The sequence below is a fragment of the Cyclobacterium xiamenense genome, from assembly GCF_042140265.1.
GTDB classification, from domain to species: Bacteria; Bacteroidota; Bacteroidia; order Cytophagales; family Cyclobacteriaceae; genus Cyclobacterium; species Cyclobacterium xiamenense_A.
This window is the reverse complement of the sequence record NZ_CP159481.1, coordinates 852,006-874,434: the sequence shown is the minus strand read 5'-3', so window position 1 is coordinate 874,434 and position 22,429 is coordinate 852,006. Positions and strand designations below refer to the sequence as shown.

General features: G+C 47.7%; 18 protein-coding genes and 1 pseudogene. 5 read left to right on the top strand and 14 right to left on the bottom strand.

The genetic code is table 11. The features are described from left to right. Nucleotides 1-7 precede the first annotated feature (7 nt). From ABWH99_RS03725 to ABWH99_RS03710, 4 genes are all read right to left on the bottom strand, one after another. The gene (locus ABWH99_RS03725) at nucleotides 8-589 is read right to left on the bottom strand and encodes a NifU family protein (RefSeq protein WP_375584965.1); all 582 of its coding nucleotides are present in this window, start codon (nucleotides 587-589) and stop codon (nucleotides 8-10) included. 104 nt (nucleotides 590-693) lie between these two features. Then, on the bottom strand, nucleotides 694-2,019 hold the full coding sequence (locus ABWH99_RS03720) for a dicarboxylate/amino acid:cation symporter (RefSeq protein ID WP_375584964.1): 1,326 nt from the start codon (nucleotides 2,017-2,019) through the stop codon (nucleotides 694-696). Nucleotides 2,020-2,040: 21 nt separating this feature from the next. After that, nucleotides 2,041-3,117: a chorismate synthase gene (aroC, locus tag ABWH99_RS03715; RefSeq protein ID WP_375584963.1), complete on the bottom strand. Its 1,077-nt coding sequence runs from the start codon at nucleotides 3,115-3,117 to the stop codon at nucleotides 2,041-2,043. 3 nt (nucleotides 3,118-3,120) lie between these two features. Continuing rightward, nucleotides 3,121-4,494 carry a BatD family protein gene (locus tag ABWH99_RS03710; protein ID WP_375584962.1) on the bottom strand — a complete coding sequence of 458 codons (1,374 nt, stop codon included), beginning with the start codon at nucleotides 4,492-4,494 and terminating at the stop codon, nucleotides 3,121-3,123. Nucleotides 4,495-4,701: 207 nt separating this feature from the next. Here ABWH99_RS03710 and ABWH99_RS03705 point away from each other — a divergent pair, with 207 nt between their 5' ends. The 3 genes and pseudogenes from ABWH99_RS03705 to ABWH99_RS03695 all read left to right on the top strand — a co-directional run bounded on the left by ABWH99_RS03705 (nucleotide 4,702) and on the right by ABWH99_RS03695 (nucleotide 7,423). Beyond that, the gene (locus ABWH99_RS03705) at nucleotides 4,702-4,893 is read left to right on the top strand and encodes a hypothetical protein (RefSeq protein WP_375584961.1); all 192 of its coding nucleotides are present in this window, start codon (nucleotides 4,702-4,704) and stop codon (nucleotides 4,891-4,893) included. Nucleotides 4,894-5,024: 131 nt separating this feature from the next. After that, a complete protein-coding gene (locus tag ABWH99_RS03700) occupies nucleotides 5,025-5,336 on the top strand; it encodes a hypothetical protein (protein ID WP_375584960.1) in 312 nt (103 codons plus the stop codon). 205 nt (nucleotides 5,337-5,541) lie between these two features. Beyond that, nucleotides 5,542-7,423, top strand: a pseudogene (locus tag ABWH99_RS03695) (ABC-F family ATP-binding cassette domain-containing protein). A 39-nt stretch (nucleotides 7,424-7,462) separates the two neighbouring features. Here ABWH99_RS03695 and ABWH99_RS03690 read toward each other — a convergent pair. From ABWH99_RS03690 to ABWH99_RS03650, 9 genes are all read right to left on the bottom strand, one after another. Next, nucleotides 7,463-9,892 carry a TonB-dependent receptor domain-containing protein gene (locus ABWH99_RS03690; protein WP_375584959.1) on the bottom strand — a complete coding sequence of 810 codons (2,430 nt, stop codon included), beginning with the start codon at nucleotides 9,890-9,892 and terminating at the stop codon, nucleotides 7,463-7,465. Nucleotides 9,893-10,170: 278 nt separating this feature from the next. After that, nucleotides 10,171-11,028 (bottom strand): nucleoside phosphorylase, encoded by an 858-nt coding sequence (locus ABWH99_RS03685; protein ID WP_375584958.1) that lies wholly within the window; start codon nucleotides 11,026-11,028, stop codon nucleotides 10,171-10,173. Next, entirely contained in the window at nucleotides 11,009-11,995 is a 987-nt protein-coding gene (locus ABWH99_RS03680; protein WP_375584957.1) for a rhodanese-related sulfurtransferase, read from the bottom strand. Before ABWH99_RS03680 ends, ABWH99_RS03685 begins: the two co-directional genes overlap by 20 nt. A 56-nt stretch (nucleotides 11,996-12,051) precedes the next feature. Further along, nucleotides 12,052-12,690 (bottom strand): NeuD/PglB/VioB family sugar acetyltransferase, encoded by a 639-nt coding sequence (locus tag ABWH99_RS03675; RefSeq protein WP_375584956.1) that lies wholly within the window; start codon nucleotides 12,688-12,690, stop codon nucleotides 12,052-12,054. A gap of 53 nt (nucleotides 12,691-12,743) precedes the next feature. Then, nucleotides 12,744-14,048: a DUF2851 family protein gene (locus ABWH99_RS03670; RefSeq protein ID WP_375584955.1), complete on the bottom strand. Its 1,305-nt coding sequence runs from the start codon at nucleotides 14,046-14,048 to the stop codon at nucleotides 12,744-12,746. A 75-nt stretch (nucleotides 14,049-14,123) separates the two neighbouring features. Then, on the bottom strand, nucleotides 14,124-14,942 hold the full coding sequence (gene pyrF, locus ABWH99_RS03665; protein WP_375584954.1) for an orotidine-5'-phosphate decarboxylase: 819 nt from the start codon (nucleotides 14,940-14,942) through the stop codon (nucleotides 14,124-14,126). 49 nt (nucleotides 14,943-14,991) lie between these two features. After that, nucleotides 14,992-15,648 carry an outer membrane lipoprotein carrier protein LolA gene (locus tag ABWH99_RS03660; RefSeq protein ID WP_375584953.1) on the bottom strand — a complete coding sequence of 219 codons (657 nt, stop codon included), beginning with the start codon at nucleotides 15,646-15,648 and terminating at the stop codon, nucleotides 14,992-14,994. A 19-nt stretch (nucleotides 15,649-15,667) separates the two neighbouring features. Then, nucleotides 15,668-18,118: a DNA translocase FtsK 4TM domain-containing protein gene (locus ABWH99_RS03655; protein ID WP_375584952.1), complete on the bottom strand. Its 2,451-nt coding sequence runs from the start codon at nucleotides 18,116-18,118 to the stop codon at nucleotides 15,668-15,670. Between the two features lie 65 nt (nucleotides 18,119-18,183). Beyond that, entirely contained in the window at nucleotides 18,184-19,224 is a 1,041-nt protein-coding gene (locus ABWH99_RS03650) for a quinone-dependent dihydroorotate dehydrogenase (protein ID WP_375584951.1), read from the bottom strand. Between the two features lie 176 nt (nucleotides 19,225-19,400). Between ABWH99_RS03650 and ABWH99_RS03645 the strand changes: the two genes are divergently transcribed. Next, the gene (locus tag ABWH99_RS03645) at nucleotides 19,401-20,591 is read left to right on the top strand and encodes a polysaccharide deacetylase family protein (RefSeq protein ID WP_375584950.1); all 1,191 of its coding nucleotides are present in this window, start codon (nucleotides 19,401-19,403) and stop codon (nucleotides 20,589-20,591) included. A gap of 141 nt (nucleotides 20,592-20,732) precedes the next feature. Here the strand turns inward: ABWH99_RS03645 and ABWH99_RS03640 are convergent, their stop codons facing one another. After that, nucleotides 20,733-21,854 carry a Gfo/Idh/MocA family protein gene (locus ABWH99_RS03640; RefSeq protein WP_375584949.1) on the bottom strand — a complete coding sequence of 374 codons (1,122 nt, stop codon included), beginning with the start codon at nucleotides 21,852-21,854 and terminating at the stop codon, nucleotides 20,733-20,735. Nucleotides 21,855-21,991: 137 nt separating this feature from the next. On the opposite strand from ABWH99_RS03640, the gene ABWH99_RS03635 reads away from it, so the two are divergent. Continuing rightward, entirely contained in the window at nucleotides 21,992-22,405 is a 414-nt protein-coding gene (locus ABWH99_RS03635; protein ID WP_375584948.1) for a GNAT family N-acetyltransferase, read from the top strand. Nucleotides 22,406-22,429 lie beyond the last annotated feature (24 nt).

Here is a 22,429-nt window from a genome sequence, read left to right as displayed (position 1 = left end):
AGGGCGCTTATATTCCTTCTGCCTCCACCGCTTTGACTTCTGGTAGCATCCCTTTCAGCAAGTTTTCTATACCAGCCTTCAAGGTGACCGTACTGGATGGACAGCCAGAGCAGGCGCCCTGCAACAAGACTTTTACTACCCCTTCCTGAAAACTGTGAAACACAATCGCGCCTCCGTCCTGCTCCACTGCGGGGCGAATGTATTCATCCAAAATACCTTTGATTTTCTTGACGGTTTCGCTGTCGTTTTCATCAAAAAGGGGATCGGATTCAATCTGCACATTTACCGCGGGTTTGCCCGCTTCCAGGTAACTCCTGATTTGATCTCGGATATGATCTTGAATGCTCTCCCAGGTAACGTCACTTTTTTTGGTTACGGTCACAAAATTGGCCGCAATAAATACCCTTTCCACCGCAGCAAAATTGAACAATGCCTTGGCCAGGGGGGAGTTTTCTGCCTGCCGCTCATCCGGGAAATCGAAACTTACACCATCGTCCACCAGCATGAAATTTACAACGAATTTCAGGGAGTTGGGATTTGGATTCGCCTCCAGGTACAGGTGAACGGGCTTTTTCTTTGCTTCTAGCATCGCAACTTATGGTTTATTTTTTTACATCCTTGATTTGTTGTTGTAAAACGCCGGGAAGGTTCCGATGGTTCGAAATCCGGAAAATTCCTTACCTGGATCGGGGCTTAAGAAACCGTCAGGGGGTTTGATTTCCGAATCAATCCATCTGGCAGCTCGCCTTCGGTAGACGCCACTACTGTACAGACCATGGCATCCCCCGTCACGTTTACAATGGTCCGGAACATATCTAGTATCCGGTCAGGTGCTAAAATCAAGGCGATCCCGGCCGCCGGAACACCGATCGATTCCAGAACAATGATCAACATAATGATTCCTGCGCCCGGTACGCCGGCTGTGCCGATGGATGCGAGCGTTGCAGTCATGACGATCAGCAGTTGCTGGGTGAAGCTCAAGTCCATGCCAAGTGCTTGGGCGATAAACACCGCTGCCACACCTTGATAGAGACTCGTTCCATCCATATTGATGGTAGCTCCAAGGGGTAGGACAAAACTGCTTACCTCCTCCGAAACACCGATCTCTTCTTCTACTTGCTTCATGGTCACCGGAAGCGTAGCCGAACTGGAGCTCGTAGTAAATGCCAGCAGCTGTGCAGGTCGTATAGCCCTGAAGAATTCCAGATAAGTCACCTTGGTAAACGATTTTAGGATCAGTGGATACACCACCAGTACCATGAAAAACAGTCCGCCCAACACGACGAGGCTATACTTCAGCAAGGCCAACAACAATTCCAGGGCGGAATCGGGATTATCCCCGGTAATTTCTACAATAAGGGAGGCCATCAGCGCAAACACACCGTAGGGAGCAAGGATCATGATAAATCCCACGATTTGGATGATTACGTCATTCAATCCATCAAAAAAAGCGATTACCGGTTCTGCCTTGCTCTTGGGAATCTTGATGAGCGCGATCCCGACAATTATGGCAAAAAATACGATCTGTAACATACTGGCATTGTCGGCGGCTGCCTGAAATACGTTTTCCGGAACCATGTCCACCAAGGGCTGCAGAGGGCTTTGCTGTTTGAGTTCTGCTGCCTGCAGTGATTTGGTACCGGCCGCCTCCGTGTACAGGTTCATGAGGTTATCCCGAGTTTCCACCGGAAGGCTTTTTCCAGGGTTAAAAATATTCACGAATAACAAGCCCATCGAAACTGAAAGTGCGGTGGTAAAAATATACGTCAGAATGGTTTTTCCACCTATTCTGCTAAGCTTGGTAATGTCTCCCAAGTTGGATACCCCCACGATCAGGGAGGCAAGTACAAGTGGAACGGCGATCATTTTTAGCCCAGTAATAAAGATCGTACCAACGGGCTTGATGTAATTGATCGCAAAATCAGGAGCAATCCCAAACTTTACTATTCCTAAACCGACGATAAGTCCCAAGACCAAACCGATAATGATCTGGGTGTGAAGCGGTATTTTTTTTTTCATGGATGGTTAGTGGTTGTATGGTTAAATTTTGCTTGAGCGATTTAATAGCAGGTAATCGGCTAATACCAGTGCGCACATGGATTCCACGATCGGAACAGCTCGGGGCACCACACAGGGATCGTGCCTGCCTTTTCCGGACACGATTGCCGAATCTCCCCGAGTATCGACACTTTCCTGGTCCTGCATGATGGTCGCTACCGGCTTGAAAGCCACGCGAAAATAGATATCCTCTCCGTTGGATATTCCTCCCTGAATGCCTCCGGAATGATTGGTCCTTGTTTTTATCTTGTCGCCTTCCCGGTAAAATGCATCGTTGTGTTCGGAACCTTTCATTTTCACCCCTTCAAAGCCACTTCCGTACTCGAAGCCTTTTACAGCATTGATGCTGAGCATGGCATGCCCAAGGGCCGCATGAAGCCTGTCAAACACCGGCTCTCCCAAGCCAATGGGCACCCCCTGCGCCACGCAGCTGACCACGCCACCAATGGTATCCCGGTTTTTTCTGGTTTCATCGATCAGAGCAATCATCTGTTCGGCGGCATCGGCATCCGGACAACGAACAATCGTACCTTCCGTACGGCTAAAATCCAATTCGCTATAGTGCTTTTCCAGCCTTATATGTCCAGCCTGACTCACATAGGCATGAATGGAGACCCCGTATTGGCTGAGAAGCAACTTTGCAATGGCTCCTCCGGCAACCCTTGCCGCGGTTTCCCGGGCGCTGCTTCTGCCCCCGCCGCGGTAATCCCGCACACCAAATTTTTCGTGGTAGGTAAAATCGGCGTGCGAAGGCCTGAATTTATCTGCGATATGGGAATAATCCTTGCTTTTCTGATCGGTATTGTAAATGACAATGGCGATGGGCGTACCGGTACTCTTGCCTTCAAACACGCCCGAAAGTATTTCAAATGCGTCTTCCTCCTTTCGCTGAGTAGTGATTTTGGATTGTCCGGGCTTCCTTCGCTGAAGCTCCTGAGCAATAAATCTCTCGTCGATGGTTACTCCAGCCGGACAGCCATCGACAATCACTCCAAGCCCTTTTCCGTGAGATTCACCAAAGGTGGTGATAGTGAAAACATTACCAAATGTGTTACGCATGAATTATTTCTTCTTAAGCATCAAAAACCCCAGGAAAACGACTGCCACTATAAGTAGGCCGTTTATGAATGCGGAAAAATAATATTTATATCCCTGGTTTAAAAGTTTATTGTCTTCTACTTCTATCAAGTCATACAAGCCTCCCAAGCGGGAAGAAGAGATAGCTTGGTTAATTTTGCTGTCACCGCTAACCAAAACCACCGCCTGAGGCTTCAGCGTATCGTAAAGTGCCCGTTCGGGATCGAAATAAATCCACTCAAAATGGTCTTCAAGTGCCAAGTCCTGCTGCTCGTTGATTGTCATAAAATAACTGAACTCCTTCATTCCGGTGACCTTGCCCCGACCCCTGTTGATCTGTACCTGCTCGTTCGGGTCGAACGTATTGAGCTTTTGACTTCGCTTTATCCGAGGTGGGCGAATGGAACTGATATTGCCTTCACCCGTGATGGTAAAGTCATAGGTAAATCCTTCTCCAGTTCGGGCTTCCTTTTGATCAAAGCTTTCCCTCAGGCGGTAGACGCCCACGCTTACCTCGTTTTTCAACGGATGGGCAGGCAATGGCATCACCCGGATGGACCTCGGTTGCGAATAGAAGGTCTTGAAATCCTGCAGGCGGTTACTCCCAAAAAAGCTCGGGTTTTTTGCGATTCGGTATTTGATCATTTCCCAGCCAACCGAAGGGAATTCCACGGAACCCGCATTAAATGGAAAAAAACTTGCTTCGTACACCTTGTATTTGGTCCATCTTTTTCCTCCAAACTCAACCCTTTCGGGCTGAATACTGGTGATATTGAAGTTTTCTTCCCAGGCATTTCCCGGTTTGATCTCATTGATAATGCGTTCGAGTTGCTTTCCTGGTTCGTGAAAGTTAAAAGGTGCCTGGTTGCTCTCGGACATGTAGAAGGCCAGGCTTACGTTGAAGCCTTCTCCCACGTATACCTCTTCCTTGTCCACCGAAAGGGAGAAAAACGCATCGTCCTCAACCTCGACGTATTCGGGCTCCTCTGAGTTTCCTCTTCCAAAGAGGTCATCAAATGGGTCAAGGGCTCGGTTATTCCTGCTGCTGGCCCGGGCATCCACCACTGTTATGGACTTTCCGGGCGAGGAAACCTGCTGCCCGTTTACCGAAAGCGTAAATGCGGGCAAGGTGAATTGGCCTTTCCTCAGTGGCTTGTAATATTGAATGACGCTATTGGTGCTACTCATTTGCCCATTGACAATGTTCATGGATGAGCTTTGCGATACACCCTGTTTCTGAAATCCCGTAATTTCAGGCAGCTGATCGTACGAGCGGATTTTTTCGCCGGAAACGGTTACTTTTATGGTAAAGGTCTCGTTCAATGCCACTTCACTTTCCCCCAATTCGACGTTCGACATCCTGAGCCCAGGCCTGAAGCGAAAAAAGGAGCGAGATAAATACGAAATGAAAACGAAAATTCGTTAAAGACATAGAAAATGCTTGAGGTCCTTATTTTATAACTACAAATAAACAAGGATATTTTATACGTAACAAATCAAATTTTAAACCGTATAAACTATTTAAATCAATCTTTTTAACAAACCTAACTTAAACTAACATGAACCATGATGGAATATGTTAAAACCATTTTATTAAAGGTAAGTTTTGACAAAAAACTCTTTGAAAAAGAGTTGCGAAAGGGACTGAATCTTCTTGTTCCAGCGGAGCTGGAAGAATTCAGGAAATGGTGTTACCGGACATTTTCCAAAATATACGGGCCAATTCTGAACAAGTATTTTATCAAATTGGCCGGTTAGTTTAACCTTTGTATGCCCCAAAACGAATTGGGGCTTTTTTTTTAGCGATGCCGCTTTTTGATTTACAAGGATGATTTTTCTACAGATTTGTACTAAATTTTACCTACTTTTAAGGTTAATCAGGATTTGCCATGGAAAAGAAAAGCACAGGATTTGACGAAATTGAAAAAATGCTCCAGGAAATCGGGAGTAAAATAGATGTTCTTATCGAAAAGGGAGCCAAAGCTACCGGTGAGCTTAGTGAAGAAATCGAGAAAAAAATCTCGGAATTGCACGGGAAAAAAGAAAAACTCGAAAAGGAACTCAACGAAAAAAAAGCCACATTCGAGGAGAAATACCGGGGTAAAAAAGGGAATGCCCAACCTTTTCTAGACGAGTCGCTGGACCACTTTAAGCAAAGTATCCGGTCGTTAATCAATGCGGTCAATGAATTTTTAAAATAAATTAATTCCATTCCCCGGAATCTGCCAGAAATCCGGGCCTACCTTCTTTCCAATCCCGCTAGGCTGCCTCCAAAACAAGAAACCTCTGCTCCGGCTTCGATCGGCTTTTGGCTACTCTCAAGATACAAAAGTAGCTGCCGGCATCCCACGGTACATCCGACTACCAAAGATTGAAATATCGGAAATACGATTGTAATATTACACCATGAATTACCTCTCAGTAGAAAATTTAAGTAAGTCTTTTGGAGAACGGGTGCTTTTTTCCCGGATTTCCTTTGGCTTGGAGCGGGGCCAAAAAACCGCCCTCGTTGGAATAAACGGAGCTGGAAAATCCACCCTGATGAAAATTATTATGGGGGAAGAAATTCCTGACGAGGGGCAGGTGGTGATAAACCAGGAAGCTAAAATCGCCTATGTCCACCAAAACCCGGTTTTCGCGGGCGATAAAACCATCTATCAGACGGTATTTGACGACCCCGACAATGAAATCATACAGGTAATTGAGGAATACCAACAGGTATTGTTGCAGGCGGAAAACGATTCGCAGGGTCGCCTCCAGCCAGTACTCGAGAAAATGGATCGGCTGCAAGCCTGGGATTTTGAATACCAAATCAATGAAGTATTGGGTAAACTCGGTCTGCACGATACCGACATTCCCGTTCTCAGCGCTGAGCGGAGGACAGCGAAAACGGGTAGCTCTCGCCAAAGCCATCTTAAATTTCCCCGACCTACTACTATTGGATGAGCCAACCAACCACCTGGACCTGGAAACCATCGAATGGTTGGAAGAATACCTATCCAAGTCCAACCTTTCCTTGCTTATGGTTACTCACGACCGGTACTTTTTAGACCGAGTCACCAATCAACTATTGGAACTGGAACAAGGCACCATCTACCGGTATGCCGGCAATTATGCCTACTTCCTGGAAAAGAAGGCCGAAAGAAAAGCCAATCAGGCTACAGAACAGGAAAAAGCCAAAAGCCTGTACAAAAAAGAATTGGATTGGATCCGCAGACAACCCAAAGCCAGAGGCACCAAGGCCAAATACCGTATCGACGCATTTGAAGTGACCAGGGAGAAAGCATTTCGTGCGGACGAAGAGCGAGACATTAGTCTGGAAGTGACTGCCACCAGATTGGGCAAAAAAATCGTCGAATTGGAAAACGTCCACAAATCCTATGGGAACGTAAAGCTAATCGAAGATTTCAGCTATGTGTTCAAAAAAGGGGACAAAATCGGCATCATTGGCCCCAATGGTGTTGGAAAAACAACCTTTCTAAACCTGCTTACCGGTGGCTCCGACCCCGACAAAGGTACCGTCGCTATTGGGCAAACGACGGTTTTTGGCTACTACAAGCAGGAAGAAAATAGTTTTGATGAAGAAAAACGCCTCATCGATTGTGTCAAAGACGTGGCTGAAGTGGTGACCGTAGCCGGTGGAAGTACCATCACGATCAGCCAATTCCTCAACCAATTTGGCTTCCCTCCCAAACAACAACACACACCGATCGCTAAATTAAGTGGGGGGGAACGCAGGAGACTTCAGCTACTTATGGTGCTGGTCAAAAACCCAAATTTCCTGATTTTGGATGAACCGACCAACGATCTGGACATTGTTACGCTCAATACGCTGGAGGAATTTCTGGAAAATTTTCCAGGCTGCCTGGTCATCGTTTCGCACGACCGTTACTTCATGGATCGGTTGGTCGACCACTTGTTTGTGTTTGAAGGTCAAGGCCAGATCAGCGATTTTCCGGGCAACTACTCCGACTACCGCGAAAGTCAAAAGCAACCCAAAACAACTGGGGGGAAAAAAATAGCGGAAAAACCGGCCAAATCTCCCGAACCACCGACGGCAACTCCCCAGAAAGCCAGCTACAAAGAAAAAAAGGAATTTGAGGCGATCGAAGCAGAATTAAACCAGCTTGCCGAGCAAAAGAAAGAACTGATGGAAAAGATCAGCGCGGGTACCGAAGACCACGAGCTATTGATCCAATGGTCCCAGGAAATCGAAACGGTCGGTTCGAAAGTCGAAGCATTGGAAATGCGCTGGCTCGAGCTTAGTGAACGCGAAGGTATCAACTAACCCCTATTCACTTCCTCCTAGGCGAATCGTCAATCCTCATTAAAAATCACTGTCCTCTCCGTCAAATTCCCGATTTCCGTCTCTGCCATTGTTCCGGTCTTTGAAGCCACCAAATCGGTAGGTAAACGACAGGGTGCCAATTTGGGTTTCCCAGTTATACAAACGATCCTGAACAAAACGGGAATCGCGGTTATCGATTTTGAAAACCCGGGTATTGAAAATATCGCTCACATTCAAGCTAATCGTACCCTTATCGTTTAAGACAGATTTACGTATACCCGCGTTGATTCCCCAGAGGGGCTCAATTTCACCCTGAGGAAAAACGATGGGGCCCCGATAATTGCCCTGAATCTGGAGAGAAAACCAGTCTGGAATTACCATATTGGACAGCAGACTGAGGGTCCAGCTAAAATTACTGTTAGAGAACCCTTCTTCGATGTTTTCTCCAAATACCTCGGAATAGAAAAAGTTAGCCGAAAGCGTGAAGTCCCACCAGTCGAGCGGTTGTACCTGATTGATCACTTCCAGCCCGGTGCTCTTTCTAAAATTCGCGTTTTCACGTGTTTGTATCGCAACGTTGTCATCCGTCAGCCGAATTACCCGTGTCAATACGTTCGTGGAATACCGGTGGTAAACCGTTGCATTTAGCAACAGCTTTTCCCAGCCGTTCGTGTACCCGAGCTCGTAGCTGTCGGTAAGTTCAGGTTGCAAATAGGGGTTTCCAATGCTGAAATTCTGCATGTCTCTGACCCGATAAAAGGGCGATAAAGACCATAGGCTTGGCCGCGAAATCCTCCTGCTATAATTCGCGGTAATCGATTCTTCTTTTCCCATGTCGTAACTCAAATACAAACTGGGGAAGAGGTTGCCGTAATTATTCACAACGGTAGTGGCATTCCTTTCCTGGTAGCTAATGGTTTCGGTGTATTCACCCCGGAGTCCAAATTGGTAGCCAAATTTATTGACCGAATTTCGGTAACTGGCATACAGGGCATAGACGTCCTCTTTGAAATCGAACGCATCGCTGATCGAGTCCACCCGTACCGGATCAAAACCAGTAGAGGCATCACCTTGACTAAATTCCTGCACCCTGCGCCACTGGCTAAATGTACCCTTCATGCCAGCCTCAAACCGACCGCCGTTATCAAAAGGCTTTTCATAATCTGCCTGTGCAATCCATAAATCGCTGGTTTGGGGTCTATCGTTGATTTGAGCCAGAAAATTATTGGGTACCTCAACGTTTGATCCATCGAAGTAGTCTTGCTGAAAAAACTCTGTCTGCGTACGGTCGTCCCTGGAAAAGGACAACGAAGCAAAAAGACGCTGCCCAGCCGTATCTATTTGGTAATCGTAACTAAGACCTGTTTCCACATTCGTGCTGATTCGCTGATCTTCCTCGGTACGGATCACCCGATTTCTCAAGCGTTCCTCCTCAGTGAGATTCCGCTGATCCAATTCGTTACCTGCCGTTCGATCTCTGAAATTTCCCTGCAAATAAAAACTCAGCGTTTTCCCATCGGACAAGCTGTAATCCATACCGCCCCGCAGCAGATGGGTCGCGTCGAAACGCTCACCGTAAGCATACTGATCAAGAATAGGACTCACCCCCGGAATAAAATTCACTCGATAGGCTTCCGACTCACGAAATGTTTTCCGATCCTGGTAGCTATAGGAAACAAAATAGTTGACCTTTTCTGCTCCATAATTCAGGTTCAAACCGGCGTTGTATTTGTCACGTGTTCCCAGCGCCACGTTTGCTTGTCCATTGAAGCCGGTGCGTTGATTCTTTTTAAGAATAATGTTAATGATTCCACCCACGCCTGCAGCATCGTACCTGGAGGAGGGATTGGTGATTAATTCCACACTTTTAATACTGTTTGCAGGAAATTGGGCCAAAATTGATTCGGCATCGTCTCCGGACAAATTGGAGGGACGTCCATTGATGTAAATGAGTACTTCACCACTTCCGCGCATGCTGATGCCCCCTTCTTCGTCCACCTGTATGGAGGGTAAAGTTTCCAATAATTCGGTGGCAGTTGCCCCTTCTGCGACAATACTATTTTCTACGTCGTATCTTCGCTTATCTATGTCGGTCTCAAACATGGAAGTTACCCCCTCGACCGTAACCTCATCGAGGTTGGTGGCGCCCGGAGATAACGCGATGACGCCTATATTCGCTGTCTTTCTATCCGCCAGGCTAATTTCCTGAAAATAATCGTCGTAGCCGATAAAGCCCACCCGAAGCAGGTAATTTGATGGATCTCCTCTAAATTCAAAGCTCCCATCCAGATCCGACATCCCTCCAAAAACTACGGACGAATCCGCCGGATTCAATAAAGCTAAATTGGCAAATTCAAGTGGACTCCGGGTTTCTTTGTCCTGTACCTTACCCCTCACCAAAACCTCCTGAGCAAAAGATCCGGTCAGGGTAAAAAGAATGATGCTCACAACTACTACGATCTGTTTCATGTTGGTTTCGTTTTCTCTGCTAAAAGGCTATTCTGCGCGTGTGTATAGGCCAGCGCCAAAAAGGACCGAAAGAGACAATTGTAGCGGATTCGCCATCAAAATCAACCTATAGCCTATCCTCTACGCTACTAAACCAACTCATTTAGAATATTTTATGTTTAAAAAATAAATGTCTATACAGGCAATTTCACGGCGCGTACCGCCTGTATTTTTTACATAAGGAGAATTATCAGTACGCTAACGGAGGCGTAGATCCAGGGATGGTCGTTAGCCGGCTGCTAAATTTTTTCCAGAAGTATGGCTATCAATTTTTCGATCAGGGCTTCTGGTTTTTTGGAGACGCGATTAGTAACTCTGTTTGCCACGATGGCGTTGAGGCTTAGCATGTCATGCCCGAGCAAACGTCCCATGGCATAATAGCCGGCCGTTTCCATTTCAAAATTGGAAACCGCACCCATCTCCACGCGTATACCGCTCAGGGTAATTAAAAGATCCGGTGTTCCGGCAGCAAGCCGAACCCGCCTGCCCTGCGGCCCATAAAAACCCGGACAGGTCACCGTAATTCCTTGTGGTAAGTCCGCAAACCTCGCGAGCAACTCCTTTGAACCTTTCACGCAATACGGCAAAAAAGGCAGCTGCAAACGCTCTTTTGTTAGCTGGGCAACAAACCTTTCCTCCGAGTGCTGAGGCAAGTTGTAAAAGGTCATTAATGTGTCCAATCCAAGGCCGGAAGAGGAAGCCAATAGGCTGTCTTCCGGAAGGCTGGCAAGCATGCTTCCAGACGTTCCCAGGCGAATGATCCTGAGTCGTGTAGCCGTCTCTTTAGGTAGTCGGGTCTGGAAATCCACGTTGAACAGCGCGTCCAGCTCGGTCATAAAAATCTCCACATTGTCGGTTCCGATCCCCGTGCTCATCACGCTGAGGCGCTTTCCCTTGTATGAACCGGTGTGGGTGACAAATTCCCGTTTTCGTACCTGTACTTCCAGCGAATCAAAATGCCTTGAAATCATTGCCACACGATCGGGGTCCCCCACTGCGATTACTGTCTCCGCTACCTGTCCGGGCAGCAGGTTTAGGTGATAAACGCTCCCATCCGGATTGAGGATAAATTCCGACTCAGGAAGGGGATTTACCATAGAGGGCCGATTTTATTTTTTCCGCATTGGGCTTTTGAAAAAGGCCTTTGTAGGGGTTGTACCCATTCGTATTTTTCTGGTAATAGCCAGTTCCGTTGTACGGCCGTTTTTTAGGGTGATTTTTGCAGGATTCCGAACAGGCGCCTTCCAGTTCCCAACCACAAGATGGGCAGATGGGCACGTGCACATTGCATTCCGGATTTGCGCAGTTGACCATTCGGTCCGAAGCCGTACCGCACACGAAACAGTTGGAAATAACTTTTGGGTTTACAGTATTTACATCTACTGCGAGTCGGTTGTCGAAGACATAACATTTGCCTTCGAAGTCTTCGCCTCCTGCCTCCATTCCGTATTTGATAATCCCGCCATGAAGTTGGTACACATCCTCAAAGCCCTGCTCCAATAAAAATGCAGAGGCTTTTTCACATTTGATGCCTCCGGTACAGTACGTTAGGACTTTCTTGGATTTAAGATGGGCGAGTTCTTTCACCTTTTCCGGAAAATCCCGGAAGTTATCAATATCCAGCCGAATGGCATTTTTGAAATGGCCCAACTCGTGTTCGTAATTCGAGCGTACGTCGAGAATGACCACATCCTCTGCATCCTTCAAGGCTTTGAATTCGTTAGGTTCCAGGTGTTTGCCTGTTTTTGTTCTCGGGTTGATGTGTCGCAATCCGGAATGCACGATTTCCTCCTTTGCGCGTACGTTAATTTTTGCAAAGGCATGCTCGTGATGCTTGTCCACCTTAAATTCCGTATCGGCAAACCTCGGATCGGACCTGACATAGTCCATGTACTTGTCGCAATCTTCCTTCAGGCCAGATACCGTGCCATTCAATCCTTCCGAGGACACGATAATTCGACCCCGGATGTTGTTTTCGACACAAAACAGGTGGTGTTCGTCCCGGTACGCCTCCATATCCACGATAGGGGCATAACAATAATACAGTAAAATTCGATAGTCCATAACCAATGCCCTGTTTCAAGCAGGGTGTTATTTTTTATAGTTGCGTTGCTTTTTTGTTATTTTTCGATCACTTGCGCTGGGTTTCCAAACACGGTTTGATTCGCCTCCACATCGGAGATGACCACCGAACCGGCGCCAATACGGGCATTCTTACCGATGGAAACGCCGGACACAACGATTACTCCCGAACCGAGAAACGCACCGTCTCCGATGCTCGCTCCTGCGTTTACCACCGCTCCGGCCCCAATTTGTACGAAATCCCCCACCGTAGCTGTGTGCTCAATGGAGGCATTTGTGTGGATGATGCAATGGCTCCCGAGGCTGGCGCCTGCCCCCAAGGTCACTTTTGCATTGATAAAATTACCGTGTCCGATCGCCGCATCGGTCGAAATATAGGAAAGCCGATGCAGGGCATTGACGGGCTGCACTTTCCGCCTTTCGTTCAATAACTTGACGATAGCTGCCCGGTAAGGGGCATCGTCGATGGCAACGAAGGCTTCACATTTCTTGCCAATCAACTTTAAAAACCCCTCGTCTTCCGGTCCTCCAAGTACGGCTACATTATTGATCTGCGTTTTTTGGAGGCGTTCATCCTCTTCCAAAAAACCATATACTACCAGATCATGGCTATTGAAAATTTCCAGAGCTGGATGGGCGATACCTTTGGCTCCGAAGATAATGATGGGTTTTTCCATGAAACTTCGTTTTGACAGGCAAAATTAACGGAAATTACTCGCCCGTGCAACGATCACCTTAAATTGCCCCGGAGAAGATTCTGACCAATTTTGCAAGAAAGGCACCTCCTTTTCGAACAATAATCTGTATACAATCCCAGCATTCCCTGGCTATCAAAAGCCTGAAATGCTGGCCAACCCACTTCAGAAAACAGGCCAATCCGGCTGTTTTTCTCAGCAGGTAAGCGCTGAAGGAAATTAAAACATTTTTCCTGCCATTGGTCAAGGCCCGCGTATACCCCGTACGCATACCAAAGGGGGACCACAAAGTTTATGGCCAGTAGGTTGAGCACGCTTTCGCTGAGTTTTCCGGTAGTTTTGGTTTTCATCGGTTTACCAAAATCATAGTGCTGCCGCCAATAATCACTAACCTCAAGAGAAAAAGCCTCACGAAAAAATGCGGGGTCTTCCAACTGATACAAAACTGTGGAAAACAGATTGGGACGTTTACTCAGCAGTGCCGCCAGTTGAGAAAGCCGAAACGAAGGGAAATTGCTGGGCCGCACTTTCATAAATTTCCATTCCGAACCAAAGACGACGCTTTTCAATCGGTATTTCTGCTTCAAGTAGGCATACTCGCTGGCTAGTTGTTTCTCATAGTCTTCCTGAAGTGGCAAGCGGGGTTTAATCATGTCTCCCTGCCCAAAAATCAGGGCCTCTACCTGTAACAGATCCCCCGCATTTTTTTTCACTAACGCGTAGGGAAGGCTTTTGGCCAGCCGTAGCATGGGACGGGCGTTGGTCTTAAAGCCGAACGAATGAAACAACCATTGATAGGCTGTCTCCTCCCAGTCCTGTTCGTTTTCTTCGAGCAATTGGGTGACCCGCTGACTTTTGGTATGCAAGCGCTCAACCAGTGCCTTTTCAAGCATGGAAAACTTCAATATGCCGGGTACCTCGGACAGGGAATCGGTGCACAGGAGTTTCCGCGAAGAATACCATAATTTCTCGTAGTTTTTGATCACGTCCAGGGGAATTTTACCCCGTAGAGAAAGGGTTGGAATGGGTATGCCGTCCGCACGGGTTGCTACCTCGTCGTGGTCCCACACCACGTGTAGGATCACGCTATTGTATGCAGGGTCTTTGTGATGCTGGTGGGATTTCCAATCGGAGGAACGGAGGTGGATTTCGACGTGCCCGTAGTACATGATTCCTCCAATCCTGACCTCTGACTCTTTGAAATCGGGGCCTTCGTGTTGGTTGTGAAATCCGATCTTTTGAACGAGCAAGGGTAGTCCGTCGGAAGTATCCAGTCCTCTTTTATCAAAATACTGGTATTTCCATACCATATGAAGAAAATCCTCCTGAAACCGAATCATAGAGAAAAAGAAAGTCGTTTTCCTGATGAAGATACGAAATAAACTATTTTTTCGGTCGAAATCTTGGAGGAATTTTCAAGCTAAGTACTTGGATAGCAGCTCTTCCATAGCAATCTGGAGGGATTGCGCCTCTTTTTTGGCCGCCAGCGCAAAGTCCGTACCCGAGGAGGCATACAAAATCCCCCGGGAGGAATTGACAAGCAGGCCACATTGGGAGTTCATTCCAAACTTAGCTACCTCTTCTAAGCTCCCTCCCTGGGCACCCACGCCAGGCACTAGCAGAAAATGGTCGGGAACAATCTCCCGAACCGACTGGATATGGGAACCCCTCGTGGCTCCTACCACGTACATCGTATTTTGGGTAGTTCCCCATTCCCTGCTTTTTTCCAATACAGCGGCATACAGGGGCATCCCATTGGGGTCTTCTATCATCTGAAAATCCTGACTGCCCTGATTAGAGGTCAGAGCCAGTATCACCACCCATTTTCCGTCGAACCCGAGAAAGGGACGCACGCTGTCTTCGCCCATGTACGGTGCAACGGTGAGGGCGTCGAAATCCATTTGTTCAAAAAATGCCTTCGCATACAGGGTAGAGGTATTTCCGATGTCCCCTCTTTTGGCGTCTGCTATGGTAAACACCTCCGAGGGAAGGTAATCGAGGGTTTTTTGCAAGGTTTCCCAGCCCCCAGGGCCCAATGCCTCATAAAACGCCAGATTGGGTTTATAGGCCACTGCCTGATCTATGGTCGCGTCAATGATCGCTTTATTAAAGCTGAAAACAGGATCTTCCTCGCGCAGCAGCTGCCGGGGGATTTTTTCCATGACGGGGTCCAAACCCACACAGAGAAAAGATTTCTTTTTTTGAATTTCCGCAAAAATGTCCGATGAAGTCATGGCACAAAAATAGAAAAAATATGCGCTCTACCACTTGCGGATTTACTAACTATCGTAAATCAATTACCTCCACATCAGGATTTTCCTGGGTATCAAACACAAAATAGTCGTCCATAATTTGTACGGAGCTATCTACGTCCTTAAACCTGTACGTAAATTTCCCTCCTATATCGTCCTGTATTTCCCAGGCCAACAATTCCGGCCTTGCTTTATTTATAAAGAGAGTAATGGATTCAAATTGGGCCTTCTCCTTTTCTGAGGTTAGGAGAATCTCGTGTACCGCCTTTCCATCTATCTGATCACTCCCCTGCAAACTGGCCCGGTACCCCTTCTTATAGATTGAATAGATATTGGAAGGAGTCAATTCTTCAGAGTCATCCTCTACATCATTGATGGTCACTTCCTTGTACTTGCTCGACTTTATGAGCGTCCATACCGTATTGCCATCGTTAAAAATTTCCTGGTCATTAAGTGTAAGCCGGTATTTTTCCCCTTTGACAGTGACCGCACCGGTATTGGTCTGGATCAAACCCTCGTCTTCGGTGGAATAGGTGTATTCAAAAGAAGCGGAAAACCCATTTAGTTTTTGGTAATTCTCACTTACCTCTGCTAGTATTTCTACTGCTTGTGGGTCGTTCTGGGCCAGTACTACCTGGAAACACCAAAGGAAAGCAAGGCTTAAAGCGATCGTTTTTATGCTTTTCATTTTACACTATCTAACTGTTTTAAAGACTGCTCAATAATTGTTCCAAACTACTTTCGTCCTGAATCAACACCTCTCGCGCTTTACTTCCCTCGAATGCACCCACTACACCAGCCGCCTCCAGCTGGTCGATTATTCGACCAGCACGGTTATATCCCAGCTTTAACTTTCTCTGAATCAGTGAAGTACTCCCCTGCTGATGCAATACAATCAACCGTGCTGCATCGTCAAACAAGGGATCCCGCTCGGAGAGGTCTACCTCACCCATGCCCCCATCGCCTTCCTCCCCGACAAATTCGGGAAGCAGGTAGGCATCCGGATATCCTCTTTGCTCTCCTATCCATTCACAAATGGAATCTACTTCCGGTGTGTCCAGGAAGGCACATTGCAACCGGATAACATCCGATCCCATGGACAGCAACATGTCCCCCATACCGATTAGCTGTTCGGCACCTCCGGCATCCAGAATCGTTCGGCTATCGATTTTACTTGTCACCCGAAAGGACAAACGGGCCGGAAAATTGGCTTTGATGATTCCCGTGATTACGTTGACGGATGGCCGCTGAGTAGCCAACACCAGGTGAATCCCGATGGCACGGGCCAGTTGGGCCAGCCTGGCAATCGGCCCCTCAATCTCTTTACCGGCAGTCATCATCAAATCCGCCAATTCATCGATTACCAGTACAATATACGGCATAAACTGGTGCCCTTTTTCCGGATTCAACTTTCTGCCAACAAATTTGGTATTGTATTCTTTCAAATTCCTACACCCGGCATCTTTCAATAAATCGTACCGGTTATCCATTTCGATGCACAGGGAGTTCAGCGTATAAATCACCTTCTTGGTATCGGTGATGATGGCTTCTTCCGCATTGGGAAGCTTGGCAAGAAAATGCCTTTCGATTTTATTAAATAAGGTGAGCTCTACCTTTTTGGGATCTACCAAAATCAGCTTTAGCTGGGAAGGGTGCTTTTTATAAATCAGCGAAGCGAGTATCATGTTTAACCCAACGGATTTCCCTTGTCCGGTAGCTCCGGCCATGAGTAAATGGGGCATTTTTGCCAAATCTACCACAAACACCTCGTTGGATATGGTTTTGCCTAGTGCCACCGGAAGCTCTTTGTCGCTTTTCATGAATTTTTCCGTCCCCAACACCGACCGGGCAGCAACCAATTCCCGGTTTTTATTCGGAACCTCAATTCCGATGGTGCCCTTACCGGGTATGGGGGCGATAATCCGCATTCCCAGGGCGGCGAGACTCAACGCGATGTCGTCTTCAAGGTTTTTAATCTTACTAATTTTAACCCCCGGATCCGGGATGATTTCGTAGAGCGTGACCGTGGGTCCAATGGTTGCCTTGATTTCCTGAATTCCTATTTTAAAATTGACCAGGGTTTCTACAATTTTATTTTTATTTTCCTCCAGTTCCTGCCGGCTTACGGTGACTTTTTGCTGATCGTATTCGTTCAGTAGGTCCAGTGTGGGAAATCTATAGCTAGGTAAATCCAACGTTGGGTCATAGGGGTCGGAATTGACGACCTGGTCGGCAGTCTTTTCCTCGACGGATTGCTGTTCCACAAAAAAATTATCGGGCGTTTCAGCTTCACTGCTTTCAGAGAACTGGGTCCGGTCTTCTACGTTAAAGCTCGGCTCCTCTGTAGTGTTTTTCTGGTTTCCGGGGACGTCATTTTCTGAAAGCTTCCAACTGTTTTGTGGGTCGACGTCTTCAGTAAGGTCCTCAAACGCTTCATCCATTTCCGTATCCAAAACCTCCTCCTGCTCCTTGCCCGACAGATTCAAAGGATCCTCTCGCTCGGAAGGATCCGATTTTTCGACGCTGCCAAACAAGTTTATTTGTTCCACATTGAAAAAAACGACCACAAATATCAACAATGACCCGAATATTAGGATAACGGTCCCCCACCCCAGGAGCTCATCTGCCAGAACCGCCAACTCGAAGCCAATCCCTCCGCTGAGAAAGCCCAGGTAATGAAACCCGTCGATCAGATGCACCAGGTAACCGAGCAGTAGACCCAGCCAGACCAGGAAAAAGAGGGAAAATGCGGCATATCGGCTTAGGGACAATAAGGTTGATTTAAACGATAGACGGTATCCCCAAATGAACAAAAAGGGAGGAAAAAGTAAGGCAGCCAGTCCAAACCAACGAAAAATCATGTAATGGGCCATCACTGCACCGCTGTAGCCAAGAAGGTTTTGTGTTTCTCCAGCTTTTGTACGTAAAGGAATCCCTGACTCGCTTACGAGACTTTGGTCGGCTTGACCAGCGAACAGGTAACTCAAAAATGCGAAGAACATGAATACCGCAAACATCATCAAAAAAATCCCAAAAGATAGGCTCCAGCGCTTGTCTTTAAACAGGGCCCAATTGAATGAACGGCTGGTTTTTCGGCTGCCGCCTGCGGGCGCAGCTTTCTTCTTAAAAGTATTTTTCTTGTACGTATTTGCAGCCATGGTGATTCCTTTCCTCCACAATCGGATTGTAAGTTAATGCATGCGAAAGAAATAAAAAAGACCTGCTACCGGGATAGCCTTTTTGCGAGCCCCTTTTTCAAACGCTTGACCAACGCAGGCCCCTCATAAATCATGCCCGAGTACACTTGCACCAGACTGGCCCCTGCTTCGAGCTTTTCCTGTACGTCCCGATCTGAAAAAATTCCACCCACGCCGATAACCGGAAAGGCATTACCGGATTTGCTGGTCAGGTAACGTATCACCTCTGTGCTTCTATCGGAAAGCACTTTTCCGCTCAATCCACCGGCGCCCATTTTCTCTACTTCTTCTTCAGAGGTTTTCAGACCCTGCCGGTCGATGGTGGTATTCGTGGCAACCACCCCGTCAATGCCTGTGCCGGTAACGATCGCAATGATATCGTCCAATTGACCGTCTGTCAGGTCGGGAGCAATTTTTAAAAGTACCGGTCGAGTCTTCGGATAGCGCTCCATGGCTTTTTTTATCGCCGTCAATAGTTTTTCGAGGGGTTCCTTGTCTTGCAGCCTCCGAAGGTCAGGGGTGTTCGGTGAACTCACATTTACCACAAAATAGTCTACATATGGGTGCAAGGCGTGTAGACAGTACAAATAATCATTCAGTGCCTCTTCGTTTGGAGTGTCCTTATTTTTACCAATGTTCCCTCCAATCAGAACCCGGGTCTTTCTTTTTTTCAACCGCTCCACGGCTGCGGTAACGCCCCCGTTATTGAAGCCCATTCGATTGATTAATGCCTGGTCTTTGGGAAGGCGAAATAACCGCGGTTTTGGATTCCCCGCTTGTGGACGCGGTGTCAGGGTCCCGATTTCGATAAAACCAAATCCCAACAAGGACATCTCGTCTATCAAACTGGCATCTTTGTCAAAGCCTGCTGCCAGCCCTATGGGATTACTAAACGTCAAGCCAAAAACCGTTCGCTCCAAAACAGGGTGCTCGTACGCAAAGCCAGATTTAATGAGGGATTGAAGCACTGGCAGGTTAAAAAACCTTTTGATCCAGGAAAAGGTAAACTGATGTGCGGCCTCAGGGTCTTTAAGAAATAAAAAGGGCTTGATAAAGTACTTATACACGTTGGATTCGATTTTATGCTCCCAAAATTAAACCAATTCTCTGACTTCCTCAGCTATTCTGTTGATAAAGTAATGGAATCCTCCGCGGCGAAAAAAATCCAATCGGGCTTTGCGGACACGAAGCAAGGGTTTGATAGAAAAATATGTTATTTTTAACCCATAAACCCAATGAAAAAATGCACCAGTCAACGAAAATTTTGCTCGCCTACTTGTTTTCCTTTGCGCTCGTCCTCCCGAATGCCCGGGCACAGGACATGCCCTTCCCCTGGCCGGGAGGGAAAAAAATGGCGCTAAGCCTGAGCTTTGACGATGCCAGGGCAAGTAACCCAAAAACAGGCATCCCCTTATTGAACAAGTACGATATAAAAGCGACCTTTTTCGTCCTTCCGGAGGCCCTTTCCTCCGATTTGGTCGGTTGGAGGATGGCGGTGGAACAGGGGCACGAAATGGCCAATCACTCGTACGTGCATCCTTGCAGCGGCAACTTTACATGGTCCAGGGACCGGGCCCTCGAGGACTATACCCTGGACCGAATGGAAATGGAATTGATGCAAGCTAACCAGGCTGTCTATGAGCGACTGGGGGTAGTGCCCGCAGTATATGCCTATCCCTGCGGACAGAAGTTTGTCGGTAGAGGTATACATACCCAGAGTTTGGTACCGCTGATTTCTGAAAAATTTCTGGCAGGACGGGGATGGCTGGACGAGGCAGCGGCCGATCCCTGGTATGCTGACCTGGCCCAATTACCGGGCGTACAAATGGACGACACCGATTTTGAATCCCTGCTCCCAATGATTGAGCAAAGTTCAGCAAACGGCCACTGGCTGATTCTGGCAGGCCACGAAACGGGAACTTCCGGCTCTCAAACGACTCGCCTTGAATTTTTGGAAAAGCTGGCAAGGTACGTCAACGATCCGGCCAATGAAATATGGGTGGCCCCCATAGGAACCGTGGCTCAATACGTGAAAGCCACCCGCGAAAGCATGCTGGATACCATCAATCAGCCCGGTCTGGTGCGGGCAGACCCAAGCGGTCGTCTGCGGCTAACCGCAGAAAAAGGAAAAGGAAGCGGCCCCGACATTCAATACATGCCGGAATGGAATGCTTTCGGGTGGTTTACCGAAAAGGACCAGGTGACCTGGGAATTAGAGGTGCCCGAAACGGCCATCTATCAAGTCTGGTTGGACTGGTCGGTCTCCGACGAGGAAGCCGGAAAAGAATACCTACTCTCCGTTGCGGGACAACAATTGCGCGGCCGGGTAGAGCGATCGGGATCTTGGGAAACCTTTAAACAAACGCGCACTCGGTACCCTCCGCCTGGAAAAGGGATACCAGCGACTTACGTTTCGGTCTGCCAATCCGGATGAAAAAGGCCCGTTACTTGATCTGCGAACCATCCGGCTGACGCCGATTGACTAAGGGGAAAAGTTTCGTTTCGGCCCATCCGCGAGCCTACGGGTTGTTCATTTTTGGGAAAAAAGAGCTAAAAACAGGAGGAAAGCATTGGATTAGCCGAGATCGATGGGCTCTTTTTTCCCGGAAGCTACGGCCTTGTAGATGGTATCAATGATGATCAGGTCTTTGAGGCCTTCCTCTCCATCAACGGGTACCTCGGCACGTTTTCCTTCCAAAATGATCTCCGCCATACGGTCCATTTGGACCGTTTGATGGGTGATGTGCGGATTGTCCAGGGGACCTTTGTGAGTTTTCCCCTTGATCGGACCATAGCCTGTGGAAGGCTGCATTTCAGCAAAACCCTGGGTGCCGTTCAGAAAAAACCGGTCCAGATTGCCCATACTGTACGTGGACAGACAGGAAGCCACGATGCCCTCGGGAAATCCGAACTGAAACAAAATGGTTTCGTCAACGCCCTCTTTGAATTTAACCGGATCGGTCTTGGTCTCCTGGGCTGTCACCCAGATCGGTTCTTTGCCCACCATGTACCGGGCTCCATTCACGGAGTATATGCCAATATCCATCATTGCCCCACCACCTGCAAGCTCTTTGTTCAGTCGCCATTGGGTAGGATCTCCGATTTTGAAACCGCTCAGACCCTGAAAAAATTTGATGGCACCGAATGCTCCTGCTTCCCGCATCCGAATGACCTCCAGCGTATTCGCCTCAAAGTGCATGCGGTATCCTACCAGCAGGTGCACACCTGCCTTTTTGCAGGCGGCAACCATCTCCCTGCCCTCCCGGGCATTGAGGGCCATAGGTTTCTCGCAAATCACGTGTTTTCCCGCAGCAGCCACCCGTAAGGTCTGTGGATGATGCAGGGAGTTGGGTGTGATGATATACACCGCATCAATGTCCGGGTTGTCCTTGATGGCATCGAAATTTTCGTAGTTGTAGCAGTTTTTTGCCGGTATGTTGTATTTGTTTTGCCAGGCAGTGATTTTGGAGGGAGTACCACTTATCACCCCCACCAGCTTTGCCTTTTTACTATCCCGCATCGCCTCAGCCACCCTCGTACCATAGCCCCCAAGTCCCATGATGGCCACACGCAATACCGTATCCTGTCTTTTTTCATTCCCCAACCCAAAAAATGTGTTGGTTTCCAATCGCGGAATAAGCGGCAGGGACACCGCAGATAGGGTCAGTTTTTGTAAAAAATTTCTTCTGCTCTTCATGGTTTGTAGGTTTTGGTTATGGATGTTGGATTTGCCATTCGCTAGATGCAAGATATTGGTTTTTCTCGAAAAATTAAAAATAAAATTATGTTTACCTTTGATAGGTAAAACAAATCATCTAACGTCAATCAAAGAAGGTGCAACCGATTATCTATCAGCAGGAAAACGATTTATCCGTTTCGGAGTTTAAGGAATTACTCATTGCGTCCACCCTGGGCGAACGGAGACCAATCTCCGATTTACAGAGATTGGAAGTCATGCTTCGAGAGGCCAACCTGATTCTAACCGCCCGGGCAGAAGGACAGCTGGTGGGTCTGGCCCGTTCCATTACAGATAAGGCTTTCTGTACGTATTTATCGGATTTGGCTGTGCATCGGAACTACCAAAACCAGGGGATAGGAAAAACATTGGTCCAACGGACCAGTGCTGCCTATCCCCTGGCAAAGCTTATCCTTCTGTCGGCACCAAAAGCTACCGGATACTATCCCAAAATCGGAATGCAAAAGCACGAAAACTGTTTTTATCTTGATGGAGCCGCTGAGCCGGACTAACGACTCCCAGATTATCGCATTCCC

Bases quoted from the DNA above. Each gene is read 5' to 3' on its own strand.
- ABWH99_RS03720 (WP_375584964.1), bottom strand. From the start codon at position 2,019: ATGAAAAAAAAAATACCGCTTCACACCCAGATCATTATCGGTTTGGTC.
- ABWH99_RS03640 (WP_375584949.1), bottom strand. From the start codon at position 21,854: ATGAAGAGCAGAAGAAATTTTTTACAAAAACTGACCCTATCTGCGGTG.
- ABWH99_RS03645 (WP_375584950.1), top strand. From the start codon at position 19,401: ATGCACCAGTCAACGAAAATTTTGCTCGCCTACTTGTTTTCCTTTGCG.
- pyrF (WP_375584954.1), bottom strand. From the start codon at position 14,942: ATGACTTCATCGGACATTTTTGCGGAAATTCAAAAAAAGAAATCTTTT.
- ABWH99_RS03660 (WP_375584953.1), bottom strand. From the start codon at position 15,648: ATGAAAAGCATAAAAACGATCGCTTTAAGCCTTGCTTTCCTTTGGTGT.
- ABWH99_RS03675 (WP_375584956.1), bottom strand. From the start codon at position 12,690: ATGGAAAAACCCATCATTATCTTCGGAGCCAAAGGTATCGCCCATCCA.
- ABWH99_RS03705 (WP_375584961.1), top strand. From the start codon at position 4,702: ATGATGGAATATGTTAAAACCATTTTATTAAAGGTAAGTTTTGACAAA.
- ABWH99_RS03680 (WP_375584957.1), bottom strand. From the start codon at position 11,995: ATGGACTATCGAATTTTACTGTATTATTGTTATGCCCCTATCGTGGAT.
- ABWH99_RS03725 (WP_375584965.1), bottom strand. From the start codon at position 589: ATGCTAGAAGCAAAGAAAAAGCCCGTTCACCTGTACCTGGAGGCGAAT.
- ABWH99_RS03710 (WP_375584962.1), bottom strand. From the start codon at position 4,494: ATGTCGAACGTCGAATTGGGGGAAAGTGAAGTGGCATTGAACGAGACC.
- ABWH99_RS03670 (WP_375584955.1), bottom strand. From the start codon at position 14,048: ATGATTCGGTTTCAGGAGGATTTTCTTCATATGGTATGGAAATACCAG.
- aroC (WP_375584963.1), bottom strand. From the start codon at position 3,117: ATGCGTAACACATTTGGTAATGTTTTCACTATCACCACCTTTGGTGAA.
- ABWH99_RS03685 (WP_375584958.1), bottom strand. From the start codon at position 11,028: ATGGTAAATCCCCTTCCTGAGTCGGAATTTATCCTCAATCCGGATGGG.
- ABWH99_RS03655 (WP_375584952.1), bottom strand. From the start codon at position 18,118: ATGGCTGCAAATACGTACAAGAAAAATACTTTTAAGAAGAAAGCTGCG.
- ABWH99_RS03700 (WP_375584960.1), top strand. From the start codon at position 5,025: ATGGAAAAGAAAAGCACAGGATTTGACGAAATTGAAAAAATGCTCCAG.
- ABWH99_RS03690 (WP_375584959.1), bottom strand. From the start codon at position 9,892: ATGAAACAGATCGTAGTAGTTGTGAGCATCATTCTTTTTACCCTGACC.